The organism is Lentzea sp., from assembly GCF_035525475.1.
Taxonomy (GTDB): Bacteria; Actinomycetota; Actinomycetes; order Mycobacteriales; family Pseudonocardiaceae; genus Lentzea.
Genome location: NZ_DATLEC010000231.1, coordinates 1 through 16,259, shown reverse-complemented (window position 1 = coordinate 16,259; position 16,259 = coordinate 1). Strand labels below are relative to the sequence as shown.

The 16,259-nt window shown below is 69.0% G+C and carries 12 protein-coding genes; 8 read left to right on the top strand and 4 right to left on the bottom strand.

The window, feature by feature from the left end; all coding sequences use genetic code 11:
• The first annotated feature begins 64 nt into the window (after positions 1–64).
• The 5 genes from VM306_RS35025 to VM306_RS35005 all read left to right on the top strand — a co-directional run bounded on the left by VM306_RS35025 (position 65) and on the right by VM306_RS35005 (position 5,938).
• A complete protein-coding gene (locus tag VM306_RS35025; protein ID WP_325522618.1) occupies positions 65–835 on the top strand; it encodes an IclR family transcriptional regulator in 771 nt (256 codons plus the stop codon).
• Positions 836–1,035: 200 nt separating this feature from the next.
• Positions 1,036–3,402, top strand: a complete 2,367-nt coding sequence (locus VM306_RS35020) for an FAD-dependent oxidoreductase (RefSeq protein ID WP_325522616.1) — start codon at positions 1,036–1,038, stop codon at positions 3,400–3,402.
• Between the two features lies 1 nt (position 3,403).
• Entirely contained in the window at positions 3,404–4,513 is a 1,110-nt protein-coding gene (gene solA / locus VM306_RS35015; RefSeq protein ID WP_325522614.1) for an N-methyl-L-tryptophan oxidase, read from the top strand.
• Positions 4,510–5,622: an aromatic ring-hydroxylating dioxygenase subunit alpha gene (locus tag VM306_RS35010; protein WP_325522612.1), complete on the top strand. Its 1,113-nt coding sequence runs from the start codon at positions 4,510–4,512 to the stop codon at positions 5,620–5,622. Before solA ends, VM306_RS35010 begins: the two co-directional genes overlap by 4 nt.
• Before the next feature lie 52 nt (positions 5,623–5,674).
• Positions 5,675–5,938, top strand: a complete 264-nt coding sequence (locus tag VM306_RS35005; RefSeq protein ID WP_325522610.1) for a hypothetical protein — start codon at positions 5,675–5,677, stop codon at positions 5,936–5,938.
• A gap of 3 nt (positions 5,939–5,941) precedes the next feature.
• Here the strand turns inward: VM306_RS35005 and secA2 are convergent, their stop codons facing one another.
• From secA2 to VM306_RS34990, 3 genes are all read right to left on the bottom strand, one after another.
• The gene (gene secA2 / locus VM306_RS35000) at positions 5,942–8,227 is read right to left on the bottom strand and encodes an accessory Sec system translocase SecA2 (protein WP_325522608.1); all 2,286 of its coding nucleotides are present in this window, start codon (positions 8,225–8,227) and stop codon (positions 5,942–5,944) included.
• 416 nt (positions 8,228–8,643) lie between these two features.
• A complete protein-coding gene (locus VM306_RS34995) occupies positions 8,644–9,942 on the bottom strand; it encodes an MFS transporter (protein ID WP_325522606.1) in 1,299 nt (432 codons plus the stop codon).
• A gap of 10 nt (positions 9,943–9,952) precedes the next feature.
• Positions 9,953–13,141 (bottom strand): carboxyl transferase domain-containing protein, encoded by a 3,189-nt coding sequence (locus VM306_RS34990; RefSeq protein WP_325522604.1) that lies wholly within the window; start codon positions 13,139–13,141, stop codon positions 9,953–9,955.
• Between the two features lie 136 nt (positions 13,142–13,277).
• Between VM306_RS34990 and VM306_RS34985 the strand changes: the two genes are divergently transcribed.
• A complete protein-coding gene (locus tag VM306_RS34985) occupies positions 13,278–14,057 on the top strand; it encodes a sporulation protein (RefSeq protein ID WP_325522602.1) in 780 nt (259 codons plus the stop codon).
• A gap of 85 nt (positions 14,058–14,142) precedes the next feature.
• A complete protein-coding gene (locus tag VM306_RS34980; RefSeq protein ID WP_325522600.1) occupies positions 14,143–14,418 on the top strand; it encodes a GlsB/YeaQ/YmgE family stress response membrane protein in 276 nt (91 codons plus the stop codon).
• On the opposite strand, the gene VM306_RS34975 is transcribed toward VM306_RS34980, so the two are convergent.
• The gene (locus VM306_RS34975) at positions 14,407–15,033 is read right to left on the bottom strand and encodes a TetR/AcrR family transcriptional regulator (RefSeq protein WP_325522598.1); all 627 of its coding nucleotides are present in this window, start codon (positions 15,031–15,033) and stop codon (positions 14,407–14,409) included. The two genes, VM306_RS34980 and VM306_RS34975, sit on opposite strands and share 12 nt — an antisense overlap.
• Before the next feature lie 92 nt (positions 15,034–15,125).
• Here VM306_RS34975 and VM306_RS34970 point away from each other — a divergent pair.
• Positions 15,126–16,259, top strand: a 1,134-nt coding sequence (locus VM306_RS34970; protein ID WP_325522596.1) for an acyl-CoA dehydrogenase family protein, incomplete at its 3' end; no start/stop codon positions are given.

Sequence of the window (16,259 nt, the reverse complement as noted above, 5' to 3'; positions counted from 1 at the left end):
GTCTCCCACGACGCGCCGTCAAGAGGTCGACCGGCTTGTTTTACCTGCCGGATACTGTTGCGCGATGAGCAACTCCGACTCGGCAGCTCAGGTGCAGTCCGTGGACAGGGCCATCAGCGTGCTCGAGCTCCTCGCCCAGGGCGAGGCAGGCATCACCGAGATCGCGGGGGAACTGGGCGTGCACAAGTCGACGGTGTCCAGACTCGTCTCCGTGCTGGAGTCGCGCGGTCTGGTGGAGCAGCTCGGAGAACGCGGCAAGTACGCCATCGGCTTCGGCGTCGTCCGCCTGGCCGGTGCCGCCACCGGCCGCATGGACCTGACCAAGCTGGGCCAACCCGTCTGCCAGACCCTCGCCGACTCGTTCGGCGAGACCGTCAACATCGCCGTGCACGACGCCGGCGTCGCCATCAACATCACCCAGGCCCGCGGTTCGGCTGCCGTCTCGGCCGTCAACTGGATCGGCCAGCGCACGCCCCTGCACGCCACGTCGTCCGGCAAGGTCCTGCTCGCGTACCTGCCGGCCGAGGAGCGCAAGCGGTTGGCCTCGCTACCGCTCGACTCGTACACCGAGCACACGATCGTTGATCCTGATCACCTGTTGGCCGAGCTGGAGGCGGTGGCCGGGCAGGGGTACGCGGCGTGCTTCGAGGAGCTGGAACTGGGGTTGCACGCGGTGGCCGTGCCGGTGCGCGGGCATCGCGGTGAGGTCGTGGCGGCGATGAGTGCTTCCGGGCCGTCTTACCGGTTGTCGCGGCAGCGGGTCGAGGAGATCGTTCCGGCGATGGCGTCGGCGGCCGGGGAGCTGTCGGCGCAGCTCGGGTACTTCGCCGGCTGAGTTCGCCGGCACCGCATCACACCTGGGTGTCCGCGGTGTGGCACCACCGTGTCCGAACCCGCCTGATTGCCCGGTTTTCGCGCACCACCGCACCTCTGACGCCCGAACGGCAGTATTGACAGTTTGTCGCGCTGGCCGCACTTTGTTGCTGATGGCGGAACGGGTTCCGTTGCGCGCAACGACGGCGAAGGGGTGTCCTGATGCCTGGTGAAGTGCCTCGCGTGGTGCTCGTGGGGGCGGGGATCGTCGGGTGCGCGCTGGCCGACGAGCTCACCGAACGGGGTTTCACCGACGTCACGGTCCTCGACCAGGCCGGTGGTTTCGCGGCGGGTGGGTCCAGCGGTCACGCGCCTGGCCTGGTCTTCCAGACGAACTCGTGCCGCAGCATGACCCAGTTCGCCCGCTACACCGTCGAGAAGTACACCGCGCTCGGGTGCTTCGACCAGGTCGGTGGCCTGGAGATCGCCACCGGCGAGGCACGTCTCGCCGACCTGAGCAGGCGTCACGGCTGGGCCACGTCGTGGGGTGTGGAGAGCCGGTTGATCGATGCGGACGAGGTGGTGCGACTGCACCCGCTGCTGGACCGGGAGCAGGTCCTCGGTGGGTTCCTGATTCCGAGCGATGGTCTTGCGAAGCCTGTTCAGGCCGCGGAGGTCCAGGCGCGACGCGCTGCTGAGCGCGGTGCGCGGTTCGTGTTCGGGCAGAAGGTCGTCGGGGTGGAGACGGCCGGCGATCGCGTCACGGGGGTGCGCACCGGGACCGGCGCCTTTCCGGCCGACATCGTCGTGTCGTGCGCCGGGATGTGGGGGCCGGTGCTGGGGGAGATGGTCGGGCTGACGATCCCGCTGGTGCCGATGGCGCACCAGTACGCGTTCACCGGGAACGTCCGGGTGAGTGCGGAAGTGCTTGCGCGGCAACCGATTCTGCGGCACCAGGAAGCTGACCTGTACTTCCGTTCGCACGGTCAGGCGATCGGCATCGGGGCGTACGGGCACAAGCCGATGCCGATCGAGGCGCACGACATCACCGGCTCGGAGCTGCCGTTCACCAAGGAGGACTTCGAGCCGTCGTGGGAGGCGGCCGTCGAGCTGATTCCCGCGCTTGCGGAGGCGGGGGTCGACCGCGGGTTCAACGGGCTGTTCTCGTTCACCAGCGACGGGATGCCGTTGCTCGGGGAACATCCTGGCCTGCGGGGGTTCTGGGTCGCGGAGGCGGTGTGGATCACGCACTCGGCCGGTGTCGCGCGGGCGGTGGCCGAGTGGATCGTCGACGGACAGCCGGAGCTGGATGTGCACTCCAGCGATCTCGGGCGGTTCGAGCAGGTGCAGCTGGCGCCGGACTACGTGCTGGAGCGCAGCTGCCAGAACTTCGTCGAGGTCTACGACCTGCTGCACCCGTTGCAGCCCATGGAAAGCCCGCGGCCGATCCGCACCAGCCCGTTCTACGAACGCCAGAAGGCCCTGGGGGCGTTCTTCCTGGAGGCCTCGGGCTGGGAGCGGCCGCACTGGTACGAGGCCAACGCCGGCCTGCCCGAGGTCGCCGAGGTGCCCGCTCGCAACGAGTGGGCCAGCCGGTACTGGTCGCCGATCTGCGGGGCCGAGGCGTTCGTGACGCGCAAGCGCGTGGCGATGTTCGACATGACGCCGTTGAAGCGGCTGGAGGTCAGCGGCACCGGAGCGTTGGAGTTCCTGCAGCGCATGACTACCAACAACCTCGACCGCAAGCCCGGCGCCGTGGTCTACACGTTGTTGCTCGACGAGCAGGGCGGGGTGCGCAGCGATCTCACGGTCGCGCGGCTCGGCCACACCACCTTCCAGGTCGGCGCGAACGGCAACCTCGACCTCGGCTGGCTCACCCGGCACGCGCCGGAAGGCGTGCACGTCAAGGACATCACGCCCGGGACGTGCTGCATCGGTTTGTGGGGGCCGAAAGCACGCGACCTCCTCGACGGCATCGCGCACACGCTCGATACGCGGAAGGGGTACTTCACGGCGCAGCGGGGGTTCGTGAAGAACGTCCCGGTGACCGCGCTGCGACTGTCCTATGTGGGCGAACTCGGCTGGGAGCTCTACACCACCGCGGACATGGGCCCCAAGCTCTGGGACACGCTGTGGGAGGCGGGGCAGGAGCACGGCGTGATCGCCGCCGGTCGCGGGGCCTTCAACAGCCTGCGGCTGGAGAAGGGCTACCGGTCGTGGGGGACCGACGTGACGACGGAGCACGACCCGTTCGAGGCGGGCCTCGGCTTCGCGGTCCGCATGGACAAGGACTTCCTCGGCAAGGGCGCGCTGCACAACCTGACCTCCACCAAGAAGCTCACCTGCCTCACGATCGACGACCCCGGCAGCGTCGTGATGGGCAGCGAACCCGTGTACCACCAGGGAGAACCGGTCGGGTACGTCACGAGCGCGGCCTACGGGTACACGACCGGGCTCAACATCGCCTACGCCTGGCTGCCCAGCGAGATCGACGACGAGGTGGAGATCGAGTACTTCGGCGCCAGGGTGACGGCCCGCCCGGCGCGGGAGCCGTTGTTCGACCCCGGGATGAAGCGGCTGAGGGGCTGAGATGGCCTACGACGTCATCGTCATCGGGCTCGGCGGCATGGGCAGTGCCGCCGCGTACCGGCTCGCTCAGCGCGGCCGCCGGGTGCTGGGGCTGGAGCGGTTCGCGCCGGTGCACACGCGGGGATCCAGCCACGGCGGGTCGCGCATCACGCGGCAGGCCTACTTCGAGGACCCCGCGTACGTGCCGTTGCTGCTCAGGGCGCACGAGATGTGGGACCAGGTCGAACGGGACAGCGGCGAGCGGATCTTCCACCGCGTCGGCGGGGTCCTGGCCGGCCCGCCGGACAGCGGCACGCTCACGGGCAGCCGCGCCAGCGCCGAGCAGTACGGCCTGAAGCACGACGTGCTGGACGCGCGCGAGACCCGCAAGCGTTTCCCCACCCTGCGTCCGGAGCCGGACGAGATCGCGTTGTACGAGGAGGGCGCGGGGTTCGTCGTGCCGGAGGCTGCGGTGAGGGCACACCTCGAACTGGCTCGCCGGGCGGGGGCCGACCTGCGCTTCGAGGAACCGGTGACGCACTGGGAACAGGGCCGCGTCACCACGGCCGAGGCGACCTACGAGGCCGGGCACGTCGTCGTGTGCCCCGGACCGTGGGCGCCGGGGTTGCTGGGGGACCTGGAGATCCCGTTCGAGGTCGAACGCATTGTCCAGCACTACTTCACGCCCGCCGCGGACGGCTTCGACGACCACCCGGTCTACATCTGGGACCCCGCGGACGGCAACGGCTTCTACGGGTTCCCGCGCATCGACGGCGCGGTGAAGGTCGCGTTCCACACCGGCGGACAGCCCTGCACCGCGGACACCGTCGACCGCGTCGTGCACGACCACGAGGTCGACGCGATCAGGAACGCCACCGCACTGCCGATGCCCGGCATCGCCGGCACGTACCAGCGCGGCGCGACCTGCATGTACACCAACACCGCCGACCGGCACTTCGTCATCGCCCGCCACCCCGGGCACGACGACGTGACCGTGGCGTGCGGCTTCTCGGGGCACGGCTTCAAGTTCGTGCCCGTCGTCGGCGAGATCCTCGCCGACCTCGCGACCGACGGGGCCACGCGGCACCCGATCGCCCTGTTCGACCCTGCTCGCTTGAGAGGCGGAGCATGACCGGCAGCCTGATCTCCACCCTTGAGGGCCGCTACTACACCGACCCCGCGATCTTCGCCCGTGAACAGGCGGAGATCTTCGAGAAGATGTGGTTCTGCGCGGTCAGGTCGAGCGACCTCGCGAAGCCCGGTGACTTCCGCACGGTGCAGATCGGGCGCGAGAGCGTGGTGATCGCCCGTGACCGCACCGGCGGGCTCAACGCGTTCCTCAACGTCTGCCGTCACCGCGGCGCGCGCATCTGCGTCGACGAGGCCGGAAGCGTCAAACGGGCGTTCCAGTGCCCTTACCACGCCTGGACCTACGCGTTGGACGGGAAACTGGTTGCCGCACCGAATCTCACCTCAATGCCAGACGTCGATCGCGTTGCGTATGGGCTGACGAAGGTGCATCTGCACGAGTGGCTCGGGTACGCCTGGGTGAACCTCGCCGAGGATCCGCCCGGCTTCGAGGACGACGTGCTGAGCGCCGTGACCGAACGCCTCGGCGGCCTGGACGCCATCGACGGCTACGAGATCGACCAGCTGTCCGTGGGCAGGCGCATCGTCTACGACGTCAAGGCCAACTGGAAGCTGATCATCGAGAACTTCATGGAGTGCTACCACTGCGCGACCATCCACCCCGAGCTGACGGAGGTGCTGCCCGAGTTCGCCGACGGCTACGCGGCCCAGTACTACGTCGGGCACGGTGCCGAGTTCGGCGACGGGATCAGGGGGTTCACGGTCGACGGCGGCGAGGGCTTCGCCAAGCTCTCCGCCCTGGAGGAGGATCGCGACAGGAAGTACTACGCCATCACGGTCAAGCCGCAGGTCTTCATCAACCTCGTGCCCGACCACGTGATCCTCCACCGCATGTACCCGATCGCCGCCGACCGGACCGTCGTCGAGTGCGACTGGCTCTACGCCAGGGAAGTGGTGGACACCGGCCGTGACGTCTCTCGCTCGGTCGAGCTGTTCCACCGAGTGAACGAACAGGACTTCGAAGCCTGTGAGCGATGCCAGCCCGCGATGGCTTCTCGTGCCTATGCGCAGGGGGGAGTGCTGGTGCCTTCGGAGCACCACATCGGCGGATTCCACGCGTGGCTGGTGCACAAACTGGAATCAGCCGACTAGGGGATCGACGCAAGACCGTTGCGCGCGAAAGCTTGCACGGATGATGGAGCAGATGGACTGCTTGCTCCCGGACGGGGAGCACGATCTCCTCCGCCGCATCCGGCAGTTGGCCGAGCGAGCGGAACGGACGGCGCACAACAGGTCCAACTTCGTGGGACCGCCGCCGTCGCAGGAGCACCTGGACATCCTCGCGGAGATCAGAGCACTCTCCGAGGAGATGACGACCAGCACCAGGAGCACCGCGGACAGGCGGGCCGAGGCGTTGCCCCGGCCCGCCAGACCGGCGGACGACCTCGTCGTCCCCGGGAAGCCGTAGCCGTCAGCGGCGCTGGCCGCGCACCATCTTCACGAGACCCTTCATCGTCTCCTCGAGCCCGGAGCCGAACGGGTTGTCGTGCACCAGGTACGTCCACGTCGAGCTGGGGCGCTTCACCCCGGCGTCGGCGAGGTCGTAGCCGTCGTCGGTGATCTTGGCCGCCTCGTACTTCTCCCCGGTCAGCTCCCACGACTCCGGCACGATCTTGTTGAACGCCGGGATGGCCTCGCGGTGGAACTCGTCCAGCGGGTTCTGCCGCGCCAGCGCACGCAGGTGGATGCCCTCGCGCAGGTCCGACAGGAACGTCAGGTGGTGCGTCCACAGGTCGTCGAGGAAGAACAGCGTGATCTTGCGGGCGGCGTCGGCGGCCACCTCGTCGGACACGCCTTCCTTCTTGCCGACCTTCTCGTACGCCGCGTCGGTGCGCATCACGACGTCGCGGTGCTTGAGCAGGATCTCGCGCTGGTGCTCGATGAGCTTGTTGTAGCGCCAGGTGTTGCGGTGGATCTCCAGGTTCACGCCCTCGGCGACGCGCTGCGCGTGCTCGAAGGTGTGCAGCAGGCCCTTGTCGCGCACGCGGCCGTCGACGTCCACTTCGGACGGGTCCTCGGCGTCCGGCGCGTACTGCGTGACGAGGTCGTCGTGCATGGAGGAGAAGAACACCGAGCCGCCGGGGTCGCCCTGACGGCCTGCGCGGCCGCGCAGCTGGTCGTCCAGGCGGGACGACGAGTGGCGGCCGGTGCCGATCACGTACAGGCCGCCCAGCTCGGAGATCCGGTCGTGGTCCTCGCCCTCGTGGCCGCCGAGGCGGATGTCCGTGCCGCGACCGGCCATCTGGGTGGAGACCGTGACGCGCCGGTACGAGCCGGCGTCGGCGATGATCGACGCCTCCTCGGCGTCGTTCTTCGCGTTCAGCACCACGCACTCGATGCCGGCGTCGCGCAGCTTGGAGGAGATCCGCTCGGACTCCGCGACGTCGAGCGTGCCGACGAGGATCGGCCGCCCGGTCTCGTGGACGGTCTTGATCTCCTCGACGATCGCGTCTTCCTTCTGCTCCAGCGTCGCGTAGAGGCGGAAGTCCTCGTCCTCGCGGATGTTCTCCTTGTTCGGCGGGATCACGAGCACCTCGAGCTCGTAGAACTCGCGCAGGGTCTCCGCGACGGCGACGGCGGTACCGGTCATGCCGCAGCGCGTGGGGTACCGCGACAGCAGCGCCTGCACCGTCATCGAGTCGAGGATCTCGCCCGACTCGGTCGTCTGGACGTTCTCCTTGGCCTCCACCGCGGCCTGCAGACCGTCCGGCCACCGCTGCAGCTTGGCGACGCGGCCGCGGGTGTCGTTGATCAGGTGCACCTTGCCGTCGCGCACGATGTAGTCGACGTCGCGGTGCAGCAGCACCTGGGCGTGCAGGGCGACGTTGACCTTCGACAGCGTCGAGCTGACGTGCTCCTGCGAGTACAGGTCGATCTCGCCGAGCGCGCGCTCGACGGCCTCGGAGCCCGCGCCCGTGAGGAAGACGTTGCGCTCCTCGTCGTCGATCTCGTAGTGCAGGTTCTGCCGCAGGCGCTTCACCAGGTCGGCGATGACCGGGTCGGCGGCCTCCGCGCTGGTCGAGCCGGCGAGCACGAGCGGCACGCGGGCCTCGTCGACGAGCACCGAGTCGGCCTCGTCGATCAGCGCGACCTCCGGCTCGGGCACGATGAGGTCGTCGGGGCTCGTGACGATCCGGTCGCGCAGCACGTCGAAGCCGATCTCGCTGACCGGCGCGTACGTGACCTCGCACTGGTAGGCCTCGCGGCGCTCCTCGGCCTTGGAGCTGCCGTTGATCCAGCCCACCGTGACGCCGAGGAGCCGGTACAGCGGCCCCATCCACTCCGCGTCGCGCTGGGCGAGGTAGTCGTTGACGCTGACGACGTGCACGCGCTTGCCCTTGACGGCGAACCCGGCCGCGGCCATGGCGCCGGCGAGCGTCTTGCCCTCACCGGTGGCCATCTCGACGACGAGCCCGCTGAGCAGGCCCAGCGCGCCCAGCACCTGCACGTCGAACGGACGCTGCCCGATGGCGCGCTCGGCGGCCTCGCGGGCCAGCGCGACGAGCTCGGTGTCCGTGCTCTCCTCGCGCAGCTTCTTGGCGTGAGCCGTCAGCTCCTCGTCGCTGAACGCCTTGAACGCGTCAGCGTGTTTTTCCACGTCCGTGAGCAGAGCCTGGAACGGGGCGAGGTCTACCGACGCCGGTTTCTGCGCGAACCGACGCATCCGCTGCTTGAAGCGCGCCATGAGAGTGGTCACGACGCAGGAACGTACGGCATCGCCTCGGGGTTCCGCAGAGGTCTTGACTGTGAAGGCTCGTTTTGTCCGGATTTCCCGCGGCTTCGGGTGAGTTTGCCCAGCTCAGCGGTCGAAATCGGTCTCCCGCGACACCTTCTCCCACAGCTCGACCCCGGCACGCGCCTCGACCAGCCGCCGCGACTTGCTCGTAGACCTCCGTGTGCCGTGACTCGGTGTGCGCGCGCAGCAGGTTCATGCGGAACGAGCCGGGTTCGACGATCAGGACCTTGATCCCGAACTCCTCACCCATGTGCGTGCGGCCCGCGTTGTCGACCAGCCACACCTTGTCGGACACGCCGTCATCTCCTCGGTCGGTTCTGCCTCCGCGGTTTCACGGAGGCAGAACCGACCGAGGAAGAAACGTGGTCAAACGACCATCACGCGTTCGCCCGGTGCGTCTCCGGCAGCTTCAGCACCGAGTACAGCGTCACGAAGCCCATCAGGCACAGGAACGCCGACACCGACATCGACGTCGCCGTCCACCCGAGCAGCGCCGTCATGATGACCGGCGTGCCGCCGCTGACCAGGATCGACGCCAGCTGGTACGCGAGAGAGGCGCCCGAGTACCGCACGTGCGGCTCGAACAGCTCGCCCAGGTACGCCGCGATCGGCCCGTACACGAGAGAGGACGCGAGACCACCGACCGTCGTGGCGACGAACAGCCACACGAGTGACGCCGTGTCCACGAGCAGGAAGTACGGGAACGCCCACACGATCAGGCCGATGGAACCCGCGATGATCAGCGGACGGCGGCCCATGCGGTCGGACAGGTGGCCTGCGTAGAGGATCGCCGGGATGCTCACGAGCGACGAGAGCAGGCTGACGATCAGCACCGAGTCGCGGGACAGGCCCAGCGTCGTCGTGGCGTAGGACAGCACGCCGGCGATCGACACGTAGAAGATCGCGTTGGACGCGAACATCAGGCCCGCGCCCAGCAGGATCGGCTTGCGGTGCGTGCGCAGGGCCTCCCTGAGCGGCGCGTGGGCGACGGCGGGGCCGTCGGCGCGGCGCTGCTGCATCTCGCGGAAGACCGGGCTGTCCTCGACCTTGAGCTGGATGAAGAGGACGACCGGGAACAGCAGGGCGGACGCCAGGAACGGCACGCGCCAGCCCCACGCCGCGAACTCCGCCGTGGACATCGTGGTCGACGCCAGGATGAACGCCACGTTGCCCAGGAACACGCCGATCGGGACGCCTGCCTGGCCGAACGTGCCCGCGAAGCCGCGCCGGTTCTCGGCGGCGGACTCGGTGAGCAGCAGGACCACGCCGCCCCACTGGCCGCCGACCGCGATGCCCTGCAGGAAGCGCAGCAGCACGAGCAGGATCGGTGCGCCGACGCCGATGCTGCTCGACGTCGGTAACAAGCCGATCAGGAACGTGGCACCGGCCATCATCGCCAGGCAGATGACCAGGGCGGGCTTGCGGCCGACCCTGTCGCCGACGTGGCCGAAGACCAGGCCGCCGATCGGGCGCGCGACGAAGCCCGCCCAGAACGTGCTGAACGACAGCAGCAACCCGACGATCGGCGTGGCCTCGGGGAAGAACAGCTTCGGGAACACCAGCGCCGCTGCGGTCGCGTAGATGAAGAAGTCGTACCACTCGATGCTGGACCCGACGAGTCCGGCTGCCATCAGCCTGCGCAGGGTCTTCTTTTCAGTCGGGGCAACACTGACCACGGCTTCTCCTTCACCAGGTGTCGATGAACGGGCGCTTCTTCCCGTGCACACGGGAAGTTGTGGGGGCCAACGCCGTGGCGATCCAACGGCGGGTGTCGGCCGGGTCGATCACGTCGTCGATCTCGAAGACCGACGCGACGTTCAGCGCTTTGCCGTGCTCGTAGGCCATGGCGACCATCTGGTCGTAGCGCTGCTTGCGCTCCTGCGGATCGCCGATCGCCTCGAGCTCCTTCTTGAAGCCGAGCTTGATCGCACCTTCGAGGCCCATCGGACCGAACTCGCCGGTGGGCCAGGAGATGGCGAACCGCGGGACTTTGAGGCTTCCCGCCGCCATGGCCTGCGCACCGAGGCCGTACGCCTTGCGCAACACGACGAGTCCGAAGGGGACGGTGATGTTGGCGCCCGTCACGACCATGCGCGTGAGGTGGCGGACGGTGGCGGTGCGCTCGGCGTCCGGGCCGACCATGAAGCCCGGGGTGTCGCACAGGGAGACGACGGGGATGTCGAACGCGTCGGCGAGCTGCAGGAAGCGGGCGCACTTGTCGGCGGCGTCGGCGTCGATCGCGCCGCCGAGGACGCGCGGGTCGTTGGCGATCAGGGCGATGGCGCGGCCCTCGACGCGGATCAGGGCGGTGACGATGCCCTTGCCGAAGCCCGCGCGGAGCTCGAGCACGCTGCCGGTGTCGGCCAGGGTGGTGATGACGTGGCGGATGTCGTAGGCGCGGAGGCGGTTCTCGGGGACGGCGTGGCGGAGGAGGCGCTGGTCGGCGCACGCCCAGGGCCGGCCGTCGGCGGTGTGTCCGCTGCCGGTGTGTCCGCCGGTGGTGTGCCTGCCGGTCTGCCCGCCACCGGTCTGCGCGTCGGTCTGTCCATCGGCGGACGGTCCGGTATCGGCCGTTCCGCTGCCGGACGGCCAGGAATTGTCGGTGCTGTCTGGGACAATTGAGTCCAGGGGTCCCCCCGGCGGCGCGGGCGAAGGCTGCGCACTCGCGCGGGGGACGCCTGCGGGAGCCTGGAAGTACGAGAGGTACTGGCGCGCGACGGCGACGGCCTCCTCTTCGGAGCCGACCACGATGTCGACGACGCCGTTGGGCACCTGCACGTCCAGCGGCCCGACGTCCTCTGGCCGGAACACGCCCAGCCCGCCGCCCTCGATCATCGCCGGGCCGCCCATGCCGATGTTCGCGCCCTCGACCGCGATGATCACGTCGCACGTGCCCAGCAGCACCGCGTTGCCCGCGAAGCACCGGCCCGCCACCACGCCGACCAGCGGCACCTGGCCGCTCAACCGCGCGAACGCGTGGAACGAGCCGCAGTCCAGGCCGCTCACCATGCTGTGGTCGGTGTCGCCCGGCCGTCCGCCGCCGCCCTCCGCGAACAGCACCACCGGCAGGTTCTCCTGCTGTGCCAGCGCGAACAGCCTGTCTTTCTTCTGGTGATTGCGCATGCCCTGCGTACCGGCGAGCACGGCGTAGTCGTACGACATCGCCACGACCCGTTGGCCGTTCACGATCCCGATACCCGCCACCAGGCCGTCGGCGGGCGTGCGTTCGATCAACTCCGCGACCGACCGCCGCTGGCGTTGCGCCGCGATCGCCAGACCGCCGTACTCGACGAACGACGAGCACAGGTCCTCGATGTTCTCCCGCGCGGTCCGGCCACCCCGCGCGTGCCTCTTCGCGGCGGCCTCGGGGCGTGCGAAGTCGTGCCGCGCCAGCACCTCGGCCAGGTCCGGCCGGACGAAGGACAGATCCACCTCGGCGACGTCCTCAGTGGACTCACCACCGCCGGAGGCGAGCAGCTGCCCCTCGGCAACGGTGTCGCCCACCGACACCAGCACCTCGCCGGACACCCGGACGACGTGCTGCATCTTCATCGCTTCCAGCACAACGGAGTCGGAAGAAACGGCGACCACCGTGCCCGCCAGCGGCGCACGCATACCGGAAGCCGGCTCCTCCACGATGAAGTCGGTGGTGGCACCGACGATGTCGTCGGAAAGCAGGGACCGCAGGAACTCCAGGTTCGTGGAGACGCCCTCGATCCGGAACTCGCCCAACGCCCGCCGAGCCCGGTTCACCGCGACGTCGAGGTCTTCGCCGTGCACCACGAGCTTCGCGAGCAGCCCGTCGTACCGCGTCCCCACCCGGTATCCGACGTACCCGTGCGTGTCGACGCGGACACCGGGCCCGGCAGGCAGCCCGAACGACGACAGCACCCCGCCGGACGTCTGGTTCACCCGCACCTGCACGGCGGAGCCGCGGCTCAACGGGGTGTAGTCCACCTCGCCGCCCCACGTGAGCAGCAGCTGGGTGCGCACGAGGTCCACACCGGACACCATCTCGGTCACGGTGTGCTCGACCTGCAGCCGCGGGTTGACCTCCAGGAACGCGAACGAGTCGCCGGACACCAGGAACTCCACGGTGCCGACGCCGGTGTACCCGGCCGCGGAGGCGATGGCCACAGCCGCTTCGTGCAACGACTCGCGCATCGAGGGCTCCAGCAGGGGAGCGGGCGCGATCTCCACGACCTTCTGGTGCCGCAGCTGCAACGAGCAGTCGCGGTCCCCGATCACGGTCGTCCCGACCAGCTGCACCTCGATGTGCCGGGCGGAGGGCATCAGCCGTTCGAAGTACACGTCGCCCACCCCGAACGCCGCCAGCGCCTCCGCCCGGCACGCCTCGACCGCGCTGTCGAGGTCCTCCGGGGCGAAGACCGCCCGCATCCCCTTGCCGCCGCCCCCGGCGACCGCCTTCACCATCACGGGGAACTCGCCAGGCGCGGCCTCCAGCACCGGGATCCCCAGCGAGGAAGCGAGCTCCCGCGCTCGCCGCTTGTCACCGAGCAACTCCAGAACGTCAGCGGAAGGCCCCACGAAGGCCAGCCCGCGTTCCGAACACGCCCGAGCGAACTCCGCGTTCTCCGACAGGAAGCCCCACCCCGGATGCACCGCCTGGCAGCCGGAGGCCGCGTCCAGGATTTGCGCCACATCGAGATACGGGGAGTCACCGCGCAACGCCACAGCGTGGTCCGCGAGCGTTACGTGCAGCGAGGACGCGTCGTCCTCCGCGTACACCGCCACGGTGCGAATGCCGAGGTCAGCGGCCGCGCGCAGCACGCGGACGGCGACCTCACCCCGGTTGGCGACGAGCAGCACGGCAATCCTCCTGAGCGACCGCTTAGTATGTGACGGCGGTCGCATGTTGCCATCCGGAGTGAACAGAAGTCCATACGGAACCGATCGCAGGGTTGAGGCGTCAACGGAACACCTCGCCGCAAACGGGCGATCCAGTTGGCAGACTTCCCCGCACAATCGCGAAGGGCTTCAGGAGGCCGCAGTGGTGTTCAAGAGGATGATGCGCGCGTTCGGCGTGGGCGGGCCGACTGTCGACACGGTGCTCACGAACCCGAACGTCCGGCCGGGCGAGGTGCTGTCCGGTGAGGTGCGTATCGCGGGCGGCGACCACCCTGCCGAGATCGACCACGTCACGCTCGCGCTGCTCACCCGCGTCGAGGTCGAGAGCGGCGACAACGAGTACAACACCAACATGGAGTTCCACAAGTTCTCCGTGGGGCAGCGGATCGTCGTCCAGCCGCACCAGAACCTCTCACTGCCCTTCCAGATCCCCGTGCCGTTCGAGTGCCCGCTCAACGTCGTGGGCGGTCAGCAGCTCGCCGGCATGCAGCTGGGCCTGCGCACCGAGCTGGAGGTCCGCGGCGCCGTCGACCCCGGCGACCTCGACCCGATCTGGGTGCACCCGCTGCCCTCGCAGGACGCGGTGCTGCAGGCGTTCGGGCACATGGGCTTCCGCTTCACCAAGGCGGACAACGAGCGCGGCCGCATCCACGGCGTGCCGCAGCAGCTGCCGTTCTACCAGGAGATCGAGTTCTACCCGCCGCCGCAGTTCGCCGGCCGCGTCAAGCAGGTCGAGCTGACGTTCGTCACGACGCCGGGTGAGCTGCACGTGATCCTCGAGGCTGACAAGCGCGCCGGGCTGCTCCGCGCGGGCGGTGACGCGTACGGCCGTTTCGCCGTGTCGCACCAGCAGGCGGCCGGCACCGACTGGACCGCGACGATCAACCAGTGGATGAGCCAGGTCAGCGGTAGTCGCTGGTAGTCCTCGCGCTGCGGTCCGCGACGAGTGGCGGGATGATTCCCCCCGAGTTCCCCGGCCCCACCGGGGAGTAGCGGAGGAGGCGGTCGTGACCATCGGAAGTGTCATCGGCGCACTCGTCATCGGTCTGATCCTGGGCTTGCTCGGCAAGCTCGTGGCGCCCGGAAGGCAGAACATCCCGCTGTGGCTGACGATCCTCGTCGGCATCGTGGCGGCGTTCATCGGCTCGCTCATCGCGGGATGGCTCAACGTGCAGGAGACCAGCGGCTGGTTCGACTGGTGGGAGCTGATCATCCAGATCGTCCTCGCCGCGGTCGGCGTCTCGGTGGTCGCCGGCGTGTACGGCCGCAGGTCAGTTCACTAGCGGCCGGACCATCCTCAGGACGAGGTCGGCGTACAACGCGCCGATCTCGTCCGGGGTCCGCTTGCCGCCGGGCTGGTACCAGCGCGCGACGTCGATGCACAGCGACAGCACGGCCAGGGTCGCGCCCTTGAGGTCGGGGACCTCGAACACGCCCTCCTCGACCCCGTCCGCGATGAACGACCGCATCCGCCGCTCGATCTGCCGGCGCAGCTCCGCCACCTCCGCGTGGTGTTCCGGGGAGAGCGCGCTGAGCTCGTACTGCACCACCCTCGCCGTCGTGTGGAACTCCGCGTGCCACCCCGCGAACGTCGCCACCGCGTTCCTCAGCCGCTCCTCCGCGTCGCCGCCCTCGGTGCGCGACAGCAGGGCGAGCGAGGTCTCGTGGCCGACGAGCGAGATGTTGAAGAGAAGCTCTTCCTTGGACCTGTAGTGGATGTACACGGCCGCGGGGGACATTCCGGCCAGTGAGGCGATGTCCCTGGTCGTCGTGGCGTGGTACCCCTTGGTCGCGAACGCCTGGACGGCGGCGATGAGCATGCGGCGCGCGGCGTCCGGGGTGACCGCGCGCCAGGTCTCGTCGAGCAGCGCGAACCCGTCCAGTCCGGTCGTCGTCATCAGGCCGCTCCTCGCGTGTTGACAGGTCATGGATCGTACTGCACGCTAAGCGTGCGCTTAGGTCTAAGCAACCGCTTAGTATGGAGGTAGTGGTGCAGCGGACGCTGTTCAACGAGGATCACGCCGCGTTCCGGGAGTCGGCGAAAGCCTTCGTCGAGCGCACGATCACGCCGAACGTCGAGAAGTTCATCGAGGAACGGGTGATCGACCGGGACGTGTGGCTGGAGGCCGGTCGCCAGGGCCTGCTCGGCCTGGAGATCCCCGAGGAGTACGGCGGCAGCGGCGCGAACGACTACCGGTTCAACACGGTGTTCGCCGAGGAGCTGTGCCGGGTCAACGCGGCCGTCGCGTCGAGCATCGGCATCCACGGCGACGTCGTGGCGCCCTACCTCGTCGACCTGTGCACCGAGGAGCAGAAGCAGCGCTGGCTGCCCGGCATGTGCACCGGCGAGATCAAGACCGGCATCGCGATGACCGAGCCGTCCGGCGGCTCCGACCTCGCGGCGCTGAAGACGAACGCCGTGCGCGACGGTGACGACTGGATCCTCAACGGCTCCAAGACGTTCATCACCAACGGCTACACCGCCGACATGATCGTCGTCGCGGCCCGCACCGACCCGACGAAGGGCGCGCGCGGCATCACGCTGTTCGCCGTCGAGACCGGCATGCCCGGCTTCGAGCGCGGCCGCAAGCTCGACAAGGTCGGCCAGCACCCGTCCGACACCGCGGAGCTGTTCTTCTCCGACGTGCGCCTGTCGAAGGAGCACATGATCGGTGAGGAGGGCCAGGGCTTCATCTACATGATGGAACGCCTGCCGCAGGAGCGGATCGGTGGCGCCATCTCGAACCTGGCGCACGCCCAGGGCGTCTTCGACGAGACGCTCGAGTACGTCAAGGAGCGCAAGGCGTTCGGGCAGGCGATCGGCAAGTTCCAGCACAACAAGTTCCTGCTGTCCGAGCTGCGCACCAAGCTCGACGTCACGCAGGCGTTCGTCGACACCCTGACCATGCAGCACGTCCGCGGCGAGCTGAGCCCGGTCGAGGCGGCGCAGGCGAAGTACTGGAGCGCCGACATCGAGAACGAGGTCATCGACGCCTGCGTGCAGCTGCACGGCGGCTACGGCTACATGACCGAGTACCGCGTCGCCCGCGCGTGGATGGACGCCCGCGTCACGAAGATCTGGGCGGGCTCCAACGAGATCATGAAGGAACTCATCGGCCGCGAC